This is a genomic window from Actinocrinis sp. (assembly GCF_035605935.1).
Taxonomy (GTDB): domain Bacteria; phylum Actinomycetota; class Actinomycetes; order Streptomycetales; family Catenulisporaceae; genus Actinocrinis.
Window position 1 is genome coordinate 1 of record NZ_DATNGK010000304.1, and the last position, 20,797, is coordinate 20,797.

At 69.6% G+C, this 20,797-nt stretch carries 21 protein-coding genes and 1 pseudogene; 9 read left to right on the top strand and 13 right to left on the bottom strand.

Features of this window, described 5'->3' with window-relative positions:
• A partial coding sequence (locus tag VN779_RS24550; protein WP_325727378.1) for an O-methyltransferase occupies positions 1–382 on the top strand: 382 nt, incomplete at its 5' end.
• A 37-nt stretch (positions 383–419) separates the two neighbouring features.
• On the opposite strand, the gene VN779_RS24555 is transcribed toward VN779_RS24550, so the two are convergent.
• The 4 genes from VN779_RS24555 to VN779_RS24570 all read right to left on the bottom strand — a co-directional run bounded on the left by VN779_RS24555 (position 420) and on the right by VN779_RS24570 (position 3,949).
• Positions 420–1,013, bottom strand: coding sequence for a DNA-3-methyladenine glycosylase I (locus VN779_RS24555; protein ID WP_325727380.1), 594 nt, complete (start codon positions 1,011–1,013; stop codon positions 420–422).
• Between the two features lie 103 nt (positions 1,014–1,116).
• Entirely contained in the window at positions 1,117–1,836 is a 720-nt protein-coding gene (locus VN779_RS24560; RefSeq protein ID WP_325727384.1) for an acVLRF1 family peptidyl-tRNA hydrolase, read from the bottom strand.
• A 79-nt stretch (positions 1,837–1,915) separates the two neighbouring features.
• Complete coding sequence (locus VN779_RS24565; RefSeq protein WP_325727386.1) at positions 1,916–2,689, bottom strand: VOC family protein; 774 nt, start codon at positions 2,687–2,689, stop codon at positions 1,916–1,918.
• Between the two features lie 117 nt (positions 2,690–2,806).
• Complete coding sequence (locus tag VN779_RS24570; protein WP_325727388.1) at positions 2,807–3,949, bottom strand: glycerate kinase; 1,143 nt, start codon at positions 3,947–3,949, stop codon at positions 2,807–2,809.
• 102 nt (positions 3,950–4,051) lie between these two features.
• On the opposite strand from VN779_RS24570, the gene VN779_RS24575 reads away from it, so the two are divergent.
• Positions 4,052–4,747 carry a peptidyl-tRNA hydrolase gene (locus VN779_RS24575; protein WP_325727390.1) on the top strand — a complete coding sequence of 232 codons (696 nt, stop codon included), beginning with the start codon at positions 4,052–4,054 and terminating at the stop codon, positions 4,745–4,747.
• Between the two features lie 7 nt (positions 4,748–4,754).
• Here the strand turns inward: VN779_RS24575 and VN779_RS24580 are convergent, their stop codons facing one another.
• Positions 4,755–5,147, bottom strand: coding sequence for a glyoxalase (locus tag VN779_RS24580; RefSeq protein ID WP_325727392.1), 393 nt, complete (start codon positions 5,145–5,147; stop codon positions 4,755–4,757).
• An 89-nt stretch (positions 5,148–5,236) separates the two neighbouring features.
• A complete protein-coding gene (locus VN779_RS24585) occupies positions 5,237–6,220 on the bottom strand; it encodes an NADPH:quinone oxidoreductase family protein (RefSeq protein ID WP_325727394.1) in 984 nt (327 codons plus the stop codon).
• Between the two features lie 216 nt (positions 6,221–6,436).
• Between VN779_RS24585 and VN779_RS24590 the strand changes: the two genes are divergently transcribed.
• On the top strand, positions 6,437–7,036 hold the full coding sequence (locus VN779_RS24590) for a TetR/AcrR family transcriptional regulator (protein ID WP_414639749.1): 600 nt from the start codon (positions 6,437–6,439) through the stop codon (positions 7,034–7,036).
• Here the strand turns inward: VN779_RS24590 and VN779_RS24595 are convergent.
• Positions 7,024–7,689, bottom strand: coding sequence for an HAD family phosphatase (locus VN779_RS24595; protein ID WP_325727399.1), 666 nt, complete (start codon positions 7,687–7,689; stop codon positions 7,024–7,026). The genes VN779_RS24590 and VN779_RS24595 overlap by 13 nt on opposite strands.
• A gap of 253 nt (positions 7,690–7,942) precedes the next feature.
• Here VN779_RS24595 and VN779_RS24600 point away from each other — a divergent pair, with 253 nt between their 5' ends.
• The 4 genes and pseudogenes from VN779_RS24600 to VN779_RS24615 all read left to right on the top strand — a co-directional run bounded on the left by VN779_RS24600 (position 7,943) and on the right by VN779_RS24615 (position 11,780).
• Positions 7,943–8,722 carry an SDR family oxidoreductase gene (locus VN779_RS24600; RefSeq protein ID WP_349260930.1) on the top strand — a complete coding sequence of 260 codons (780 nt, stop codon included), beginning with the start codon at positions 7,943–7,945 and terminating at the stop codon, positions 8,720–8,722.
• A 272-nt stretch (positions 8,723–8,994) separates the two neighbouring features.
• Positions 8,995–9,834 carry an SDR family oxidoreductase gene (locus VN779_RS24605; protein ID WP_325727403.1) on the top strand — a complete coding sequence of 280 codons (840 nt, stop codon included), beginning with the start codon at positions 8,995–8,997 and terminating at the stop codon, positions 9,832–9,834.
• 33 nt (positions 9,835–9,867) lie between these two features.
• A pseudogene (locus VN779_RS24610) lies at positions 9,868–10,206 on the top strand (STAS domain-containing protein); the annotation flags it as partial.
• Between the two features lie 161 nt (positions 10,207–10,367).
• Positions 10,368–11,780, top strand: a complete 1,413-nt coding sequence (locus VN779_RS24615; RefSeq protein ID WP_325727407.1) for a cellulose binding domain-containing protein — start codon at positions 10,368–10,370, stop codon at positions 11,778–11,780.
• A 101-nt stretch (positions 11,781–11,881) separates the two neighbouring features.
• On the opposite strand, the gene VN779_RS24620 is transcribed toward VN779_RS24615, so the two are convergent.
• On the bottom strand, positions 11,882–12,865 hold the full coding sequence (locus VN779_RS24620; RefSeq protein WP_325727409.1) for an aldo/keto reductase: 984 nt from the start codon (positions 12,863–12,865) through the stop codon (positions 11,882–11,884).
• A gap of 71 nt (positions 12,866–12,936) precedes the next feature.
• On the opposite strand from VN779_RS24620, the gene VN779_RS24625 reads away from it, so the two are divergent.
• Positions 12,937–13,338, top strand: coding sequence for a RidA family protein (locus VN779_RS24625; RefSeq protein ID WP_325727411.1), 402 nt, complete (start codon positions 12,937–12,939; stop codon positions 13,336–13,338).
• 78 nt (positions 13,339–13,416) lie between these two features.
• Here VN779_RS24625 and VN779_RS24630 read toward each other — a convergent pair whose 3' ends face one another.
• From VN779_RS24630 to VN779_RS24645, 4 genes are all read right to left on the bottom strand, one after another.
• Positions 13,417–16,116 carry a CHAT domain-containing tetratricopeptide repeat protein gene (locus tag VN779_RS24630; protein WP_325727413.1) on the bottom strand — a complete coding sequence of 900 codons (2,700 nt, stop codon included), beginning with the start codon at positions 16,114–16,116 and terminating at the stop codon, positions 13,417–13,419.
• Between the two features lie 82 nt (positions 16,117–16,198).
• Positions 16,199–16,738 (bottom strand): hypothetical protein, encoded by a 540-nt coding sequence (locus VN779_RS24635; RefSeq protein ID WP_325727415.1) that lies wholly within the window; start codon positions 16,736–16,738, stop codon positions 16,199–16,201.
• The gene (locus VN779_RS24640; RefSeq protein ID WP_325727417.1) at positions 16,735–17,376 is read right to left on the bottom strand and encodes a sigma-70 family RNA polymerase sigma factor; all 642 of its coding nucleotides are present in this window, start codon (positions 17,374–17,376) and stop codon (positions 16,735–16,737) included. Before VN779_RS24640 ends, VN779_RS24635 begins: the two co-directional genes overlap by 4 nt.
• On the bottom strand, positions 17,369–18,880 hold the full coding sequence (locus VN779_RS24645; protein WP_325727419.1) for a S8 family peptidase: 1,512 nt from the start codon (positions 18,878–18,880) through the stop codon (positions 17,369–17,371). The genes VN779_RS24640 and VN779_RS24645 overlap by 8 nt, the downstream gene beginning before the upstream one ends.
• A 510-nt stretch (positions 18,881–19,390) precedes the next feature.
• Here VN779_RS24645 and VN779_RS24650 point away from each other — a divergent pair.
• Entirely contained in the window at positions 19,391–20,125 is a 735-nt protein-coding gene (locus VN779_RS24650; RefSeq protein ID WP_325727421.1) for a response regulator transcription factor, read from the top strand.
• A 77-nt stretch (positions 20,126–20,202) separates the two neighbouring features.
• Here VN779_RS24650 and VN779_RS24655 read toward each other — a convergent pair.
• Positions 20,203–20,797: hypothetical protein (locus VN779_RS24655; RefSeq protein WP_325727424.1), on the bottom strand; the 595-nt coding region annotated here is incomplete at its 5' end.

The window sequence follows — 20,797 nt, forward strand, 5'->3', positions numbered from 1 at the left end:
GGTGGCCAGGGCGAACCTGAAGTCGGCCGGTCTCGACGAGAAGGCCCAGGTGCGGGTCGGGCGCGCGGTGGACAGCCTGGCGGCCCTGGCGCAGGAGCAGCCGGAGCCGTTCGACTTCGTGTTCATCGACGCCGACAAGCCCTCGAACGCCGACTACCTGCAGTGGGCGCTGCGGCTCTCGCGGCCTGGCACGGTCATCGTGGTCGACAACGTGGTGCGGGACGGCAAGGTCATCGACCCGGACAGCTCGAACGAAGCCGTGCAGGGCGTCCGGCGGCTCGTCGACGTGATCGCGGCCGAGCCCAGGCTGACCGCCACCGCCATCCAGACCACCGGCGTCAAGGGCTACGACGGCTTCATCTTCGCGATCGTCGAGAGCTGATTCGGACGGACGGCGCGCGCCGCAGTGGATCTGATCATCAGACCACTGCGGCCCGGCGCGCGTGGCAGTCGGCAAGATGGTCGTCGACCAGCCCGCACGCCTGCATGAGCGCGTAGCAGGTGGTCGGGCCGACGAAGACGAACCCGGCCTTCTTCAGCGCCTTCGCCATGGCGGTGGAATCCGGCGTGATCGCCGGGATGTCGCCATCGCCGCGCGGAGCGGGGCCGGGTACCGCAGGGGCGAAGGACCAGATCAGCTCGGACAGCCCCCCGGCGAGCGTGGCGGCGGTGCGGGCGTTCGCGATCGCCGCGTTGATCTTCAGCCGGTTGCGCACGATTCCGGTGTCGGCGAGCAGGCGCTGCACGTCCTGCTCGTCGAAGGCCGCGACCTTCTCGATGGAAAAGTCCGCGAAGGCGGCACGGAACGCGGGCCGTTTGCGCAGGATGGTGAGCCAGGACAACCCGGACTGGAAGCCCTCCAGGCACAGCCGCTCGAACAGCGCGTCGTCCCCGTGCAGGGGCCGGCCCCATTCCTCGTCGTGATACGCAATGTAGTCCGGAGTTTCACCGACCCATGGGCAACGCGCGAGCCCGTCCGCACCGATGATTGCCGCCCGCTCGCCCTCGCCCATTTGCCCGCGTCCGTTCCTGTTGTGCCGTGCTGTGGTGATGCTTTGACAAATGCTGCCATCGGGTACCGACAAGATCACCGATGAGCCGACAAGATCGCCGCGTTCAGGATCGCTCGACGAGCCTGATCCGGATGGCGCGGAAGTGATCGGGCGCCTTCTGCAGGTCAGCCATTTTCGGGTCGCCGACGTTCAGTTGCGGTCCGATTTCCTTGTCCCACACGGACTTGAGGCGCGGGTCGCTGCGTAACGCGCTGAGCGCGCCGGCGTCCCCGCCGATGACGAGGGCATCGAGCCGTGCGGTATGCGGGAGAAGGATGCGCGCGGCGGTGTCAGCGGCGGCGGCGTACGCCTCGCGGGCTTGCCCTTCCCGCCGTCGCGCGAAGCGTTGCTGTGACCAGCCTCCCGCTTTTGTGCGGCCTTGCACGTGACGTGCCCCGACCTTGGAGTCGGTAAGTCGAAGACCCTCGAAGACGCCGACCGCGTAGCCGCCGCGTCGCACGAGCAGCACGCCGATCGTGCGCGAGGTGAGTGCGTGCGCGGCGAGGTCGGCGATCAGGGAGTCCGGGGCAGCGGTGTCAGCCGCAGTTGTGTCCAACACGGCGCTGACTAATGGCGGGAAGGGTACGCAGCACGTCGCGGTCGAGCCGTCCGCCGCCGTGAGCTCAATCGCCTGGCCACTGCACGCATCGTCGTCTGCGATAACGCGCGGCGGTTCGGCGAGCGCGCCGCCGTGCCGTTGCGCGAACCCATCGCACCAGCGCACGAAGCGGTTCGGGCCCACCTCGACCCACACTCCGCCGCCCGCCGCCGGTCTGCTCGCCATATCGGCAAACAGTACCGGCGCCGGGCGGCCGTCGATCCCGCCGTCGCTCCCCGCTGTCAGTTTCTCAAGCCGACTTGCCTCAGGACTTCGGCACCGCGATGAGCGAGAACTGGGTGCCGCTCCCGTCCATGACGACCGCCATCCGGCCGACCGAGGTGTCGAACGGGCCCTGGGCCACTGAACCGCCGTTGCGGGTGACGGTGGCGACTGCCTCGTCGGCGTCCGCGACGGAGAAATAGGTGTTCCAGAAGTTCGGGACATCCGCGGGAACCTCGGCGGGCTTCGCGCCGATGCCGCCGCGCACCTCGCCGTTGACCTTGAACATGTGGTACTCGCCGGGCCATTCCGGCATCGACTCATAGGTGTAGCCGAAAACCTGCTCGTAGAAGGAGCGGGCCTTGGCCGGGTCGTCGTTGAGATCCTCGTTCCAGGTGAACGCGCCGGGCTCGTTGGCCAGCTGTGAGCCGCGGTGTTCGCGGCCCTGCCAGATGCCGAAGGCGGCGCCGGTGGTGTCCAGGGCCAGCGCCATGCGCCCGGCGTTTGGTACGTCCATCGGCCCCATGAACACCTTGCCGCCGGCCTTCACGACGCGCGCGGCCACCGCATCCGCGTCGTCCGCCCACAGGTACGTCGTCCACACTGCGGGTCCGGGCTGGCCCGGCTGCTGCGGGCCGATCCCGGCGACCACCTTCCCGTCCTTCATGGCGAGGTTGTAGTGCCCGAACTCCTCGCCGCTGTCGTTGAACTGCCAGCCGAGCAGTTCCCCATAGAAGCGTTTGGCCTGCTCTAGATCGGGAGTCATCAGATCAACCCAGCAGGGTGTGCCCTCGTCGTACCCGGTGAACTCGACCATCGTCGGCCTCCAAGGTCGCCGCGGCGCATGGCGCCATCGCCACGCTGTGACCGCGGCTCAAGTCTGCTCCGAACCGGGATGGATTTCCCGAACGTCAGTCCGAACGGGTGAAGAGCGTTACAGCAGGTCGGCCGCGAGCTGGGCGCCGACACGTTCGAGCAGTTCGGCGGCGTTCGCCATAGAGCGCGCCGGATCCGGTTCCAGCGCGGTCAGCGGGTAGGCGGCCGCGAATCCGGCTTCCTCCACCTCGCGCGCGGTGAGGTCGAGCCTTCCGCAGACCGCTGCGACGGGCACGCCTCGCCGCTGCGCCGCGTGCGCGACGCCGGCCGGGGCCTTTCCGTGCAACGTCTGCCGATCGAGACAACCTTCGCCGGTGATCACGAGGCTCGCGCCGTCGAGCACCGCGTCGAACCCCAGCACGTCGAGGAGTACTTCGATGCCTGATTCGCGAGTGGCGCCGAGCATCGCCAGCGCGCCGAACCCGATGCCGCCGGCCGCGCCCGCACCGGATGACCGTTCCGCCCGCCCAGCCGCCTCGCCGATCGTGTGTGACAGGACATTGACGAGCTTGGCGAGTCCGGCTTCGAGCTCTGCCACATCGCGCGGACCGGCGCCCTTCTGCGGACCGTAGACCGCGGCCGCCCCATGCTCCCCCAGCAACGGGTTGTCGACATCGGAAGCCAGGACGACACGGGCGGTTTCGAGGCGCGGGTCCAAGCCGTCGAGTTCCACCGTCGAGAGCCGGGCCAGTGCTGCGCCGCCGCCGGGCAGTTCGCGGCCGTCCGCGTCGAGGAAGCGGGCACCGAGTGCGGAAAGCATGCCCGCGCCGCCGTCCGTGGAGGCGCTACCGCCGACGCCCAGCACAATCGTTTTCGCGCCCGCGGCGAGTGCTGCGCGAATGAGTTCGCCGGTGCCGTACGTTCCCGCGTCGAGCGGTGCGAGCCGCCCGTCAGGCAGTTGACGCAGTCCGGACGCTTCGGCCATCTCGACGACCGCTGTTTCGCCCCGCATCGCGAACGCGGCCCGCACTCGATTGCCCACCGGCCCGGTCACGGCGATCTCATGCCGCGCGAACCCGCTGGCCGTCGCGGCATCGACGGTGCCTTCTCCTCCGTCGGCGACTGGCAGGAGCCTGAGTTCGGCGGCGGGCGCAACGTGGCGGATGCCGGCTGCGAGGTGCGCCGCGACTTCGGCTGCGGTCGCGGAGCCCTTGAATTTGTCCGGGGCGATCACGACGCGTCGTGCGGCTGCAAGGTCCATGACCCCAACGTAGTGCCACAGTCACGCGCTCTCCGATTACGCTGCCTCCGATAACCCTCATCCGATTACCGCGCGGTCTCGGTGATCCGGCATTCTTGGGCCATGAGCACCACAACCGATCCGTTCGCGCGCCGCGTCGAGGACCGTGACGCCGCCCCGCAATTCGTGCTGCCTCTGGTGGTGCGCATCGAGCGGGACGCGCCGCCCGCGCGCACCGACGCGCTGGAGACGGCCGCGCGTGCGGTGCTCATGTTGCTGACCGATGACCGATCGGGCGGCGAGGGCGAGTGGGCGCAGGCGGTCTGCGACTGGCAGGACGGGCGCATCCGCAAGGTGGTGCGGCGGGCGCGCGGCGCCGAATGGCGGCGGGCCGAGGCGCTGCCCGGCATCACGGTCCGCGGAAAATCGGCCGAGGTGCGGGTTTTCCCGCCGGTGCCGCTGGACGCCTGGCCGAAGGACCTCGCCAGGCTTCAGGTGTCGGGCACGGACCTGGACGACCCGCAGCCCCCGGCCGCACCCGCGCCCGGCGAACCGGTGCTCTGGTTCAATCCGGGCGTGCAGATGACCGCGGGCAAGGCCATGGCGCAAGCCGGGCACGCGGCCCAGTTGGGCTGGTGGTCGCTGTCGGACGAGCGCGCTGCGCAGTGGCAGCGCGAGGGCTTTCCGCTCGCGGTGCGCACCGCCTCACGTGAGCAATGGTCACGGCTGGTAAATGACGACCTGCCGACCGTGCGCGACGCCGGCTTCACCGAGATCGCGCCCGGCTCGGTCACGGCCATCGCGCAGCTCGTACGATAGTGCCGAGTCAGGCGTCTGATACAGCTTCCAGGAACTCGATGCGGTTGCCGAACGGGTCGTGCGCATAGAAGCGGTCGTGGCCGGGGAAGTCGCCGTCCCACTCCACAGCCACACCGCACTCCTCAAGGCGCACGGCCAGGTTCTTCAGTCCCGCGATCAGCAGCGCCGGATGCGCCTTGCGCGCCGGAACGAACTGCGCTTCAACGCCGACATGCACGTCCACGCCGCCGCCGGTGAACCAGCAGCCGCCACGCGCCGCCAGAACCGGCGGCTTCGTCAGCTCACGCATGCCGAGCGTGTCTCGCCAGAACGCGCGCGAGGCGGCCTCGCCGCCTGGCGGGATGGACAGCTGGACGTGATGGACGCGGCTGAAGTCGTATGCGGGCACAGACTCGGACACGCGAACTCCCCGAGACTCGGCGATCTATTGACGTCAACTATCTTGACCTCAAGATACCGGCGCGTCAAGATACCGCTCGGGCTCGGTCGCTACAGGGTCAGCACGAGGCGTCCGATGGTGTCGCCGGCGGCGAGGCTGGCCAGTCCGTCCGGCACCTCCTCGAAGCTGAGTCGGCAGCTGACCAGCGGCGCGATCGCCCCGGAGGCGGCCAACCCGGTCAGTTCCGCGTGCGCGGCGGCGACCTGAGCCGGATCCTTCTCGCGGTAGAGGCCCCAGTGCAGGCCGACGATCGAGTAGTTCTTCACCAGCGCGTGATTGAGCGCCGGGGACGGGACGGTGCCGCTCGCGAAGCCCACCACCAGGATCCGGCCCTCGAAGGCGACGCACTTCGCCGAGCCCGTATACGCCTCTCCGCCGACCGGGTCGAACACCACGTCTGCGCCGCGGCCCTCGGTGACCTCCTTGACCACGGCGACGAAGTTCTGCGCCCGCCGGTCGATGACGACGTCCGCACCGAGCTTCGTCGCAGCGTCGGCCTTCTCCGGCCCGCCGACCACGGCGATGACGCGCGCGCCGGCAGCTTTGCCGACCTGCACCGCTGCGCTGCCCACTCCCCCGGCGCCCGCGTGCACGAGCAGCGTCTCGCCCGGTTGAATGTGCGCTCTGCGATGCAGGCCCACCCAAGCCGTCTGATACGCGATGTGCAGCGCCGCCGCCGCGTCGTCACTGAGCGAGGCGGGCGCGCGGAAGGTGTCGCTCGCATCCATCAGCACGTATTCGGCGAACGCGCCGCCGGGCAGGATCGGATTGCCGATCACCCGCTCGCCGACCGTCCAGCCCTCGACTGCCGCGCCGAGCGCCGCGATCTCGCCGCACAGCTCGAGGCCGGGTGTGAATGGCAGCGGCGGACGGATCTGGTAGAGGCCCAGACAAAGCAGCACGTCGGGGAAGTTGAGCGCGCTCGCCACGACCCGAACGAGCAGCTGCCCGGGCCCCGGCTCGGGCGTCGGCACCTCGGCCTGGCGCAACGCCTTGCGCGGTTCGGCGAGTTCGGTGACCTGCCAGGCTTTCATCCGGCGTGTCCTTTCGGTGCGGGACGAGGCGATAGAGCGCGATTCGGTACGACGCGACTAAGCGTCTGCTTAGAATGTGCGGGATTGCAACACGAGTAGACCGGGCGGGAGCAAGGAAAGCAGGTGAGCGGGCCGTTGCGTACCGATGACAGCGCTGGGGAGCTGGACACGGCGCCGGTGATCGAATCCGGCCTCGATGAGTCGGAGGCCCGGGATCTGGCGCAGGCCTGGCTCAATGAGCCGCTCGCTCCCGCGGCGCGCAGGCTGCTGATTGGCGCCGTGGAGGCGTTCGCGGCACGTGGCTATCACGCGACGGCGACCCGCGACATCGCGGCGCGCGCGGGGCTGAGCTCCGCGGGCGTCTACGTGCACTTCGCCTCGAAAGAGGAACTTCTCTACCAGATCAGCCTGATCGGGCATCGCGGAACCGTGCAGGTGGTGCGCGCGGCGGCGGCTCGCAGCGACGAACCGGCGCAGCGGCTGCGCGCCGTCATCAGCGCGATCACGGCTTGGCACGCGCGCTACCACACGACCGCGCGCGTGATCAATTACGAGATGGCGGCGCTGACCGAGCGGCACCGCTCGGATATCTCGACGCTGCGCCGCGAGATCGACGCGCTGGTCCGGCAGACCTTGGCGGACGGCGTGGCGAGCGGCGCGTTCGATGTGCCGGACGTGCGCGGCACCACGCTGGCGCTGCTCTCGCTCACTATCGACGTGGCGCGCTGGTTCCGCGCGACCGGCACCCGCGCGCCCGAGGAGTTGGGCGCGCTGTATGGCGACCTGGCGCTGCGGATGGCGGGTCATCGCGGCTGAGCTGTTCCGAGGTCGGTGACGGTGAGTTCGATGCCGAAGATGCCGGCCAGTTCCGCGATGGTGGCGGCCGGGGTGATGTGCCGGATAACGCCCATTCCCAGCCGCGCGGCGGGGCTGAGGTTGGTCGGCAGATCGTCGACGAACACGCATTCGGCCGGATCCAGAGCGACCTTCTCCGCGGCGAGCCGGTAAATCTCAGGGTCGGGCTTGCGCAGGCCCACTTGACCCGAGATGACCACCGCGTCGAACAGGTCGTTGAGCAACCCCTCCGGGTAACTCGCGGCGCCCCAGGAGTTGGAGACCAGCGCGGTGCGCACGCCGGCTCGGCGCAGTTGGCGGACCGCGTCGGTCATGGCGCGCTCCGGGCGGGTTCCGCCGAGCAGTCGCTTGATCAACCCTGCTGGCGAGACCCCGAGCAGCACGGCCAGTTCGTTCTCGAACACCGCATCGGCCGCGCCGCCGGTTTCCAGGCCGACCAGGAGCTTCGCGGCGCGCGGGTCGTCGCGCAGCAGCCGCGCCACCGCGAGCTGGTCCAATCCTTCGGTTTGCTCGAAAGCGGCGAAGGAGGCGAAGACGCTGGTGGTGAGCACGCCGCCGAAGTCGATCAGCAGGCCACGGCGGCCGGGGCCGTCGGGCGGCGGGGCGGAGATCATGCTCCCTACCTTCGTGGATAGACGCGACAAGAGTCAGCGAACATGCAGAGTCGGTGCGTATATGGATCACAGTGCGCACTAAGCGCTTGCTTAGCATCGCCGGGGCGGGCTGCGGGTGTCAACGCGGGGCGCGGTGACGCGGATGCCGATACCGGGGCGCCGCGAGGAGTAACCGGCCTTGACACCGCAGGGGTCGCACGAAAGGCTAAGCGAGCGCTTACCTACCGGAAGGGACGACCTGGCTGTGGCTTCGTTGGAGACTGGGTCGGCATTCGACCGTGCGCACTCGTTGGCCGGCCGGGTGGCCGTGGTGACCGGGGCCAGCCGCGGCATCGGCCTCGGCATCGCCCGGGAACTCGTGGCGCGCGGCGCGCGGGTCTGCATCACCGCGCGGGGCGCCGATGCGCTCGCCGACGCGGTGAAGGAACTCGGCGGCCCCGAGTACGCGCTGGCCGTCGCGGGGAAAGCCGACGATCCGGAGCACCAGCAGGAGGTGGTCGGCCGCGCGATGGAGGTCTTCGGGCGGTTGGACCTGCTGGTCAACAACACCGGGATCAACCCGGCGTTCGGTTCGATCCTGGATATCGAGCCCGCGGCGGCGGCGAAGATCCTCGCGGTCAATGTGCTGGCGCCGCTGGCCTGGGTGCGGCGGGCGCGTGACGCCTGGATGGGCGAACACGGCGGCGCGATCGTGAACGTTGCGTCGATCGCCGGGCTGCACCCCTCCCCCGGCATCGGCATGTACGGAGTGAGTAAGGCCGCGTTGATCCGGCTGACCACGGAGCTGGCGATGGAGTTGGGGCCGCGCATCCGGGTGAACGCGGTCGCGCCGGCCGTGGTGAAGACGAAGTTCGCGGCGGCGCTGTACGAGGGCCGCGAGGAGGAGGCCTCCGCCTCGTATCCGCTCAAGCGGTTGGGCGTGCCGGAAGACATCGCGGGCGCGGTCGCCTTCCTGCTCTCGGATGACGCGGCCTGGATCACCGGGCAGACGATGGTGATCGACGGCGGCATTACGCTCGGCGCCGGGTTCTAGAGGGCGTCTGATCCCATTTTGGGGTCTAACGTCACGCAATATCAGCGGTGGATTGCCGCAATTGTCGGGTACGGCACAGCGAATCGGCCAAGCGGCGGGCCTGGCAAGGCGCCGGAGCATCTTCATACCGGGTCGTCTGTGGATGTTTCGGCAACGCAGCCAGGGTCGTCGATCGGCCGATTCGCCCCCAAAATGGGATCAGACGCCCTCTTAGGGCCTGTTTGGAAAGTCTCGCCGGGGCCACGAGGCCTGACACGCACGGAGGAGAGACGATGAGTGAGACGAACGGCGCGCAGAGCGCGAGTCAGAGTTCGCATGCGCAGCTTCCGCCGGTGCGGTTGGCTGACGCCGGCGTGATCGTCACCGGCGCGGCGCGCGGGATCGGCGCGGCTTTGGCCCGTGCGTTCGCGGCTGAGGGCGCACGGGTCGTGGTCAATGACGTCGACGCCGACGGCGCTCGGGTGCTGGCGGAAGAACTCGGGGCCTTCGCCGTGCTCGGCGACGCGGCGACGGAAACCGGCGTCTCACTGCTCGTCAGTTCGGCGCGGGAACTGCTCGGCGAGATCGACGTCTACTGTGCCAACGCCGGCATCGGACCGGCCGGCACTGAGCAGGCTCCTGAGGATGTGTGGTCGGCGGCCTGGGAGGTCAACGTGATGGCGCACGTGCGCGCCGCACGTGAACTGGTCCCCGGCTGGCTGGAGCGCGGCTCGGGATGCTTCGTTTCCACGGTCTCGGCGGCCGGGTTGCTCACGATGCTCGGCTCGGCGCCGTATGCAGTGTCCAAGCACGCGGCACTCGCCTTCGCGGAGTGGCTTTCCGCGACTTACCGGCATCGCGGCGTGCGCGTCCACGCGGTCTGCCCGCAGGGTGTGCGGACCCGCATGCTGGAGGACGCGCTGCCCAGTGGTCAGGCGCTGCTGGCGGGGAACGCGATCGAGCCGGAGCAGGTCGCGCAGAGCGTCATCAGGGGTTTGAGTGAGGACAGGTTCCTGATTCTGCCGCATCCCGACGTCGCAGAGTATTACGCGGCCCGGGCCGCCGACCCGGACCGCTGGCTCGGCGGGATGAACAAGCTGCAGCGCGGCCTTGAGGACAAGTTCGGCAACTGAACCGAAGATGATCGGCGCACGTGCCCATCGAACGTGCGGCTCGATGCGGAAACCTGGGACGACAAAGGCAGAACCGTCGTCGAATTGAGCGGGGAACTCGACCTGTTCACCGCACCCTTACTGCGTGACCTGCTGCTCGGGCTCGCCGGCGACGGGAAGTACTTCCTGACGATCGAGATGAGCGGCCTGCGGTTCCTCGACAGCTCCGGGCTCGGCGTACTGGTCGGCGCGACGAAGCGGGCGGTGGCCGGCGGCGGCGCGCTGTGCCTGGTCGGCGCTCCGGAGCGGATGCTCAAAACGCTGAGAATCACCGGGCTGCTTCGGGTCATGCCCGCTTTCACCTCGCTGGAGGACGCGTTCGGCTGGCTGGACCGGCTGCACGCGAGTCGCGCGGCGGCGCACGGAGCCTATGGGGCCGCAGGTCCACGCGCAGAGGGCTGAGCCGGTGTAAGTTTCACAGCACGTTGACATCGCTTACGGCGCGCGGTCACCATCTTCAGTGCCGTTCCAGGCCCTTAGCGAGGGAGCGACCGTTGCGCGCCAAGCCGATCCGCACCAGAACCAGACGCCAGCTGACCATCCGGGCCGCGCTCGCGGCCTTGACCGCGTTCCTCACCGCGGCCGCGGTGGTGCTGGCGACGCAGAGCCCTGCCTCCGCGCTGACAGTCTCGGGCACGCCTTCGCCGGTCACCGGCAACGCGACGCATTTCGACGGGCTCGGGCAGCCTTACGGCGGCTGCGGAATGCCGCAGTCGAACCTGGAGACGCAGAACTTCATCGCCCTCAACGTGTTCAACACTCCGGGCGACTACAGCGCGCACACCCGGCCGGTGCCCGCGTCGCAGTCGAGCATCATGGGGATGTGGGACAACGGTCTCAACTGTGACCGCTGGGTGAAGGTCAGCATCGGCGACTACTGCACCGGCACCAACGACGGCGCGCAGAACGAGCCGTTCTGCCGCAACGGCTCGTGGGTCTCGGACAACCTGAACGGCGCCACGCTCGACATGATCGTCGCCGACAGCTGCGCCGACAGCAACGCCTGGTGCCGCGACGACCCGTACCACATCGACCTCAACACCAACTCGCTCGGCAACTTCGTGCTGGGCGGCTCGCCGGTGGGTTCCGCGCTGCTGAACAAGTGGAACAACCGGCAGGTCACCTGGCAGTTCGAGCAGGCGCCGAATTACACCGGCGACATCAACATCGGCTTCCTGCAGGGCGCGCAAGTGTGGTGGCCGGCGATCTCGGTCTCCCACCTGCCCAACGGCGTCCACGGGATCCAGTACCTGCAGAACGGCACGTGGACGTCCGCGACGATGGACAGCGACATGGGCCAGGCGTACATCATCGGCGCGACCGCGGCCGGCGGCTCGCAGTTCCAGATCAAGCTGACGGACTCGTCGGATCAGCCGCTGTTCGGCGGCCGGATCTACACCTTCTCGCTGCCGTCTTCCTGCGGCTCGCAATGCAGTGCGCCGTATACGCAGGTGACGTACACGACGTCGGCAGGCACCGGCCCGAGCGCGTCGCCGAGCACCAGTTCCAGCGCGAGCTCAAGCCCGAGCCCGTCACCGTCCTCGTCGCCAAGCTCTTCACCGTCGTCCTCGCCGAGCGCGTCGCCGTCGCAGAGCTCAGGCTCGGGCGCGAAGTGCAGCGTGACCTCGTCGGTGACCAGCTCGTGGGGCTCCGGATACCAGTTGGCCTTCACGGTGACCGATTCGGGCACGAGCGCGATCTCGAACTGGGCGGTGAAGTTCGGCCTCACCGGCAGCCAGACCATCGCGAGTTCGTGGAATGCGACGGTCACCCAAAGCGGGCAGAACGTCAGCGCGACCTCGGTGAGCTACAACGGCTCACTGTCGCCAGGAGGCAATACCTCCTGGGGCATGGTGATCAACGGATCCAATCAACCGCTGACCGGCCTGAGCTGTACCGCGCACTAGCTAGGCCGCACAGCAGCATGGGCTGAGCAGCAACGGCGAAGGGGCGTCCGCTGAGCGGGCGCCCCTTCTGCCTGTTGCTTGTCCACTGCCTGCTGCGCCGGCTACCAGCGCTCGTGTACCTGACCGCGGATCAGTTCGTCATAGACGCGGCGCACGGCGGCCTGGGTGTCCTCGGGCAGCGGCGCGAGATCAGCAGCCTTCGCATTCGTCCTGGCCTGAGCGGCGTTGCGCGCGCCGGGGATCACGACGCTGACGCCTACCTGATCCAGGATCCAGCGCAGCGCGAATTGGGCAGTGCTCACGCCCTCCGGCACCAGCGGACGCAGTCGGCGCACGGCCTCGAGTCCGGTCTGATAATCGACACCGGAGAAGGTCTCGCCGACGTCGAAGGCCTCGCCGTGCCGGTTGTAGTTGCGGTGGTCGTTCTCGGCAAAGGTGGTCGTCTCGTCGTACTTTCCGGACAGCAGACCGCTGGCCAGCGGAACGCGCGCGATGATGCCGACCCCGGCCTTCTGCGCGGCTGGAAGCACCTCATCCAGCGGCTTGAGCCGGAAGGCGTTAAGGATGATCTGTACGGTGGCGACGCCCGGGTGCGCGATCGCGGTCAGGGCCTGCTCGCAGGTCTCGACGCTGACGCCGTACGCGGCGATGCGCTTCTCCGCGACGATGGTGTCCAGCGCCTCGTAGACCGCCGCCGAGCTGTAGACCTCCTGCGGCGGGCAGTGCAGCTGGACCAGGTCGAGGGTCTCCACGCCGAGATTCTCGCGCGAGCGATCGGTCCAGGCGCGGAAGTTGTCGAGGGTGTAGAGGGCGGGGTCGAGGGCGACCCGCCGGCCCATCTTGGTGGCGATGGTCAGCCCGGCGTCGGGGCGTTCGCGCAGCAGCCGTCCGATGATCTGCTCGCTGCGGCCGTCGCCGTAGACGTCGGCGGTATCGATGAAGGTCACCCCGGCGGCCAGCGCCCCGTTCAGCGTTTCCAGCGCGTCGTCCTCGCTCACCTCGCCCCAGTCGGCGCCCAGCTGCCAGGCGCCCAGACCGACCGAGCCGACGCTGCGTCCGGTGCGTCCCAAGACTCTCTGTTCCATGCGCTCCACCCTACGCCGCGGCGGTCGGTAAGATCGCCAGAGTATGTCCGTCACCATTCGCGGGGGTCATCTTGCCGGTCATTCAACGCCTTGCCGACGTGCCGCACCCGGCGCGTTACTCCCACGCGGTCGTCGCCACCGGAAAACTGGCCTTTGTCGCGGGTCAGGTCGCGCTGGACGCGGAAGGTCAGCTGGTAGGCGAGGGTGACCTGGCCATGCAGGTGACGCAGGCGTTGCGGAACCTGGAGACCGTGCTTGGCGAGTTGGGCGCGGACTGGACTGACGTGGCGAAGCTGACCTGGTACGTCGTGGATGTGACGCAGATTCAGACGATTCGCGATGTGCTGGAGGAGTTCCTGCGGCCAGCGCTCGGCGAGCGGACTAATCCGGCCAGCACGCTGATCCAGGCCGCGGCGCTGTTCCGGCCGGACGTGCTGGTCGAGGTGGACGCAGTGGTCGCGCTGCCGCAGTAAGTCGCGCGGCGCGCAACGGCGGCGCGGACAAGCGAAAATGCTACCTGGCGCCAGAAGGTGTCAGGGTCGGCGCCGACATCAGCCGGCGCCGAAGCACACGAAGGGCTCGTTGCGGTCAGGCGCCGTCGCGGCGGCTAGGGCGCCGGCCGGGCTCGCTCCGGAAATCAGCGCCTTGTGCAGCGCTGCCATGAACGGCGGGGCGTCGGCATCGGGGATGGCCACGCCACTGGAAATGACCGTGCCGGTACCCGCGTAGAGCAGCGCGGCGGTGAAGCCGAGGTGTTCGTCTCCGCTGCGTATGTCGGCGCGACCGAGTTCGCAGGCGGAGAGGATCACGCGGCGCGGAGGCCGTGACAGCCGTTGCAGGTCGTAGGCCATCAGCGGCCCGTCGGCCAGGTCGATGCGGGCGAACATGACGTTGCCGCGTTCGTGATGGCCGTGTGCCGCGAGGTGGACGGTGTGCGCTCCGTCGATGGCGCGCAGCGTGGCCTCGACGGTCGCCTCCTTGCCGGTGAGCACCTTCGGCCTCGGGTAAAGACCTGCGATCGCGGCGACCTCCGCTTCCGCGTGGGCGAGCCGGGAACCGGCGGCCAGGACTGGGCTGGGATCGGGCCGGTCGCCGCCGGGTTCTGCGCGTCCGGCTCGGCGGGCGGCGAGCCAGAGCTGCGCGGACGGGCAGACGGTCACCGGCCGGCCGCGCAGATCAGGAAGCAGACTCCACGGGACGGTCGCGAGCGGACCGGTTGGAACGATGACGACCGGCCTATCGCGCAGCAGTGGGCGAAGCGGCGAGACGATCTCGTCGGTGAGCGCGGTGAGTTGACGGCGGATCGACTGGTCGACGACCGCTTGCAGTCGCACCGGCAGGCTGCGCGCGGCGCGTGCCTCAAGGTCGCCGAGCAGCCGGTGGGCGGCTTCGACGGCGCGCCGGTAGTCCCCGAGCGGGACGAGTGTCGCGTGTCCATCGGAGACGGCGAGCGCGAGGAGACGGTCGCCGTGTCGCAGTAGGCTGATCAGGACTTGGTTGCCTTCGGTCAACTCCGCGGCGACCTGAGCGAGGCTGACTGCGCCGGGGCCGACTCCTGATCGGGGCGCGGTGACGGAGGTAGGCATGGCGGAGGCGCTGGTGCGCGTGCTCGCGGCGGCGGAAGCGGAAGCGGCCCAGGACCGTTCGCGCAGTTGGCGTTGCAGTGCGGAGTGCCGCTGACGTGCTTCGGAGTCGGATTTGCCGCGCAGCGCGGATGTGCGCAGTAACTCGTCGAGGTGGCGGTACTCGGCAATCGCGACGGCCGTGACCGGATCGTCCGGAGGCCGGACCGGCCGGATCCGGAAGGCCTGGGCTCGGGAACGCTCGGACCAGGTGAAGATCGAACGGACCGAGCCGCGGTCGAGGGCGAGGCGCAGGCCGGCGCGGGTCAGTTCCCTGCCGAGAGCGGCGGTGCCGGTTTGCAGGTCCAGGCTGCCGAGCGAGCGGCGATGCTCGTCGAGGCGGGTCAGGCCATTGCGAAGCTCGGCCAACGCGGCGGCGCGGTTTCCTTGCGCGGCGGCGTGCTCGGCGCGGGTGAGGTGCGCCAGGAGGCGTAGTTCGAGAGGCATCGCCGAGCCGCGCGCGTTCGCCGCGCCGAGCAGCGGGGCGATTCGATCAGCGGACTTCCGCGCGTGAATCAGAGCTCTGGCAGCGAGCAGGCGGGCGAGCGCGGCGTCGAACGGCAGGCCGAGATCGCGCAAGCGGTCGGCGAGGCGGCTTGTGCGCGTGCCGAGGCGGGTGAGCGCGGACTGCGATCGGCGTTCAGTCTCATCGGTCCCCGCGGATACGACGGCCGCCGTGCGGGCCGCGGTGAGCGCGACGAAATCGGCACGGGCCCGAGTCAGCTCGGCGAGCGCGGCCCAGGTCTCGTTGCCTCGGGCCAGGAAATGCCGCTGCGCCTGCCGGGCCCGCGCGGCCGCCTGCGCCGGTTTGCCGGCGGCGGCCAGAGCCTGCGCCGAGGCGAGTTCCGCTTCGGCGCGGTCCTGGCTGAGCCGTTGGTCACGAAAGGCCGCGATCGCGGATTCCAGCTCTGCCGCGGCCTCGTCGGCCAGACCGGCGGTCAACAGTGCCCGCGCGCGATCGATTTGCACGACCGGGACGTTGCCGGGGGCGCGTTCGCGACAGGTGGCCTCGACGCGGCTGAACGCGTTCAGCGCCGCCGGGATGTTGCCGAGCAACAGGTCGCAGTAGCCGAGGTTGTGTATGGCCTTTGCGGCGAGCATCTCGTCTCCGGCCAGTCGCGCGATGCTCTCGCTGCGCGCCAGGTCCGCGCGCGCGGCCGCGACCCTGGCCGTACCGAGGTGCAGGCCGCCGCGGTTCAGCAGGACCCGGGCCAGGACGAGCCGGTCGGGGTGGTCGGCCAGTAGCGGAATCGCCTCATCGAAGCACGGCAGCGCCGCCTGGTACCGGCCGGCCCGCCACAGCAGCAGGCCGCGTTGGGAGACGACGATGGCTCGGTGGTCCTGCGCATCGGCGAGCGACTCGGCGCGGTCCAACAACTCCAGGCCGCGCTCGACCCGGCCGAGTTCGGCTTCGGCGTGCGCGAGGCTGGTGAGCAGGCGGGCCGTGAGCGCTGCGGAGCCGGCCGGCGGCGCGGGTTCGAGCAGGCGCAGGCCGGCCCGGAAGTGTTCCGCGGCCGCCGCTGGCCGCCCGGCGGCGCCGGCGGCCAAGCCGCGGCGATGCCGGTCGAGCGCGGCCTCGGCCGCTTGCGCGGCGCCGTGTGCTACCAGTGCTGTTCCCCCAGCCGCCATTGCGTCGCTTCAGAGCTTGAGCACAGTCAATCAGAGCGCGGCCATGATCAGTGCGCAGTAAATGATCAGAGCGCAGTCATGATCAGAGCACGATGGCCGGTGTCAGTATGGACGGCCCGCCACTGCCTGTCAGTGCCTCGCCGAGACGCACCACGAGTTGCGCGAGTCCGCGCGGGATCGCCTCGAGTACGAAGCGCCCCTCGGCGTCCACGGCGGCGCCCAGGGTCCGCTCACCGCTGCGCAGTTCGACCCGGCACGCCTGCGGCGGTGCCAGCCATCCATCGATGCGCACCGTGTCAGTCTGCTGACTGATCCGGATCATGATGGTCAGGCTGTCGCTGTCGAACGTGACGACCCGCGCCTCCTCCCCCTCTCCCCCGCGCACGCCGGCCGCTTCCGGCCGGTACTGCTCGGCCAGGCGCAGGACTTCGGCGTCGATGTCCTCGACGGCGAGCGCGAACACGCTGCGCTGCACCACGCTGTCCGGCATCGGGTCCAGTTCCTCATGGCATTCGCGCAACCAGCGCAGCAGTTCCTCGTCGCGCTCGTCGAGCAGTTCGGCGGCCGACGCGCGGATCGGGTCGGTCCCGCCGGCGCCGCTCCCGCGGTCCGCGCCAGTCATGCCAGGCCTCCGTTCGCGCCGTTGACACCGCTACCGTCCGGGTCGATCAGTGTCCTGAGTTTGGCGAGGCAGCGGCCGCGGGTCGGGCCGATGCTGCCGCGCGGCATGCCGAGCGCGGTCGCCACCGCGTCGTAGTCGGGGCGATGGCTGAACGCGACGACACGCAGCAGTTCCTGGCATCGCTGCGGAAGCCGGCGTACCGCCCGCCACACGTCGCGGTGCCGTTCGGCGAGCAGGACGAGTTCTTCGGGCAGCGGCTGCGGGTCTTCGGTGTCAGTCATCTGGTTTTGGTCAAGCGGCTGCTCGGCGTGGTGCGCGCCGCGTGCCCGCCACGCCTCCCGTTTGGTCGCGGTGACCAGCCAGGCGGTCAGCGCGAGCGGCGAATGGATCTGGTCGAGGTGTCGCAGCAGGCTGAGCCAGGTGCATTGGATGACGTCTTCGGCTGCTTCGCGGTCGAGCCCCTGCGCGCGGGCGACCTGCCACAGCACCGGGCTGAGTTCGACCACGATCTCGTTGAGGCTCTCGCGCCGGCCGGACCGCGCGGACTCCAGCAGCGCAGCGAGGCGCGCGTTGCGGTCGGTCGCGGTCAGGTCGGTCGGGTCGGGCAGCGTGGGATCGGGGAGGGTGGAGTTAGGCATGCTCGGGCGCTCCGATCCGGCGCAGCGCCCTGGCGATCCGTTCGCGCGCTAGAAGTCGGTCGGTCGAGCCCAGGTCACTGGCAGGATCGCCTGGGTGCTCGGTGGCCTCCTCGAGGAGCGCGTCAGCGAGAGCGCAGGCCAGCAGGGGCGTTGCGAACGAGGTTCCGCTCCACACCGCGAAGCCGCCGCGGAAGTCGTCCGGGTCCAGCGTCTCGCGCAGCCGGTGCAGATGGCTCTCCGGCGGCCCGGCCGTGATCATCGGCTCAAGGCTTCCGTTCAGGTCGGTCGGATAGGTGCTGACCACGCTCGCTCCGGTAGCCCACGCGGTGACCCATGATCCGTCGTTGCTGAACATCGACTTGCTGCCATTGGGATTCAGCGCGCCGACGCTGACGACCGGCAGCAGCGGGTCGCCGCCTGGCTGGGTCGCGAACGCCGCCGGGAAGTAGGGCTGCGTGGTGGACTGGTTGCCCGCGGCGGCGATCACGGCGACACCGAGGTCGGTCAATCCGTCGAGCAGCGCAGCGAATTGGCCGGTGTACACCACGTCGGCCGGGTACTCGTCGAAGTAGCCGAGGGAGAGGGAGACCACGTCGACCATGCCGGTGAGGTCACCGGAGGCGAGCGCGGTGCGGATCTGGGCGGTGAGGACGGCGATCGCGAGAAGCAGGATGCTTTCATGCACGATCCCGTCGGTGTGCATGATGCGGACCGAGCGCACGCGGGCGTCCGGCGCGGACTGTCGCACGATGCCGGCGATGAAGGTGCCATGGCCGATGTGCGTGGGCAGCGCGCCCACGGTTGGTTCGATCGGATCAGGCACGTCCCAGTAGCCGTCGAGCACGGGGAAGTCCAGGCCGCCGCTGTCGCGGACGCGGACCTCTTCGTGATGGATCGCGGCCTGCAACGGGTCGTCCACGGCCAGGAAGCTGTCCGGGTCCGCATCGGGCATGCCGAGCCACGGGTGCGGGCGGATTCCGGTGTCCAGGACCGCGATCACCGGACGGCGGCTTGTCGGCAAAGCCTTGACAGGCGTGCGCCGCGGGGCCGGCGCGAGCAGTTCGACCGGGATGCGCGCGGTCGAACTGAAGTAAGCGCCTGAGCCGCCGCTGTTACCCTCGCTGAACGGATTGCCTTCGCTGAAGGGATTGCCCTCGCTGAACGGATTTCCGGTGATGGTGGCTGCGCTGAGCAGGTGGTCCAGGCCGATGCGACTGGTATCGGCGCTCGCCGGGAGGGTTTCGCCGAGGTCGGTGCGGCGCGCGGCGGCGCGGATCGCTTGGAGCGCCACCCAGGCGTCGACGGTTGTGGGCCCGGCATCGTCGCGCACGCGCAGGACTACCGCTCGCGGCACGTTGGCGAGTTCGCGAAGCCACGGACGCAGGGAGGGCGCCGATTCGATGAGTGGCGGCGGAATCTCCAGCGCGAGCCCGACGGTTGCGAGGGCCCGATCCAGGGCGGCGACCGCGCTTGGGTTGCGCAGTACGGAATCCGGAATCAGCAAGGTATTGGCACGATATGCGGTGGCCGCCGGCGGACGCGCACCTGGCGCGAGAACTGCTGCGGATGGCAAGAGAATTCGGCCGCCGTGCCGGTTAACGAGCGCGGGTGAGAGAAATGGCACGCCGAGATTGCTCACGGACGCGGGCTGAGGTTCCAGTTGCCCGCCGCTCGCTCCGCTGAAATGCACCAACATCCGCTTTCCCCTCCGGCGATTCGGCCGCGCCTTGGACAATCAAGGCGCGCACAAGCAGCACAGCACACTCAATGCACCGCTTAGTCAAGACACGCGCGGATGGCTGGGGATACCGGCGTCAGGTCACGAACCGGCAACGATTATTTTGATCACGGGTCACCGCGGACGCCAATTCCGTGTTGTCGGTGCAGTCAGATAGAACTCGTGTATCTGGGGCGCCGGCGCGACACTCTTTCGTTCAACACCCGCACGGTGTTTGCGGCGATGGTGGGCTCGGAGAGACACGCGAATCAAGGGGGATCATTGATGGTTGCGACGATGACGGCTACCTATGACGCGGTGGCTGACGCGGTGACGGTTCCGGCGTTCCCGGTTCAGGCCACCGCGACGGCCGAGCAGGTTGGGGGCAGGGGCGGTTCGGGCCGGCCCGCCGCGATCGAGGCGATCGTGGTGCGCATCGACGCGCGCGACCCGATCTCTGAGGCGGGCGTGCGGATGCAGCTGCGTTCGCGCCCTGAGATCCAGATAGCACGGCCGGGACAGCCGGCCGCCGTAGTCGTCGCGGTCACCGACGCGGTGGACGAGGAGACCACGCACTGGCTGTGCGGGCTGCACCGCGCGGACGGCCTTCCGGTGGTGCTGGTCAGCGGCCGGGTGGATGGCAGGGCACTGTCAGCGCTCGTCGAGGCCGGGGTGCGCGGGGTGCTGCGGCGGCCGGACGCGACGGCGGAGCGGTTGGTCAGCGCGGTGCGCGCGGCCGCGGCCGGACATGGCGACCTGCCGCCGGAGCTGTTGCGCCAGCTGCTTGACCACCTCGCCGGGCTCAACCGACAGGTGCTCAACCCGCGCGGGTACTCCTTTTCCGGCCTGACCGAGCGTGAGCGGACCGTCTTGCAGCTTCTTGCGGAAGGCCTCTCGACCCGCGAAGTCGCGGTTCGGCTCTCCTACTCCGAGCGCACGATCAAGACGGTGATCCAGGATCTGACGCTGCGCCTGCAACTGCGCAACCGCACGCAGGCCGTGGCGTACGCGCTGCGCAACGGCTGGATCTGAAGGCTGACTTATCCTCTGGGCTCTTAGATCCAGCCGCTCGGTGCGCGTGATGTGCGGGTTTCCGGCGCCGGCCTGAGTCAGCGCCGGAAGATGAGCTGCTCGCCGGAAGACGGTTGCATGGAGCCGCCCTCGATGACGACGGGGGCGGCTGCGTGCTGAGTGGACTGCGCCGCGCCCTGCGTGGTGGTTTGGGTGGCCACGATCTGCGCCGCGCCGAGGATTTCGTGCGGAGCAGCGAAGCAGAACGTGTCGAGGCTGCCCTTCGCGTCCGCGACCAGCGGCGGGGCCGAGTCGGCCGTCGGCGAGCAGGCCGTGAGCGCCGCGCCGGCCGGCGACTGCCAGGCCAGCGTGACCGGTTGGCCGGGCACGAAACCGGTGCCGGTGACGTGTGTGTATGAGCCCTCGACGAAGACTGCCGGGTTGGCGGTGAGCTTCAGCTGACCGGGCGCACCCGCGCAGCCGGTCACCGAGAAGGTCGTGCTCGCCGGCAGCGTCGGGAACGGCTCGACCGCCGAAGGCCGCACCGATTCGATGACAGCTTGGCCGGATGCGCCGGTGCCGGTGAGCGTGTGCGGGCCGCAGGCCAGTTGCGGACGGCCGGTCGGCTTGGTGAAGGCGCCGGTTCGGTCGGTCACCACATCAGTGAACGAACTGCCCGCGCCGTCGAGCGCC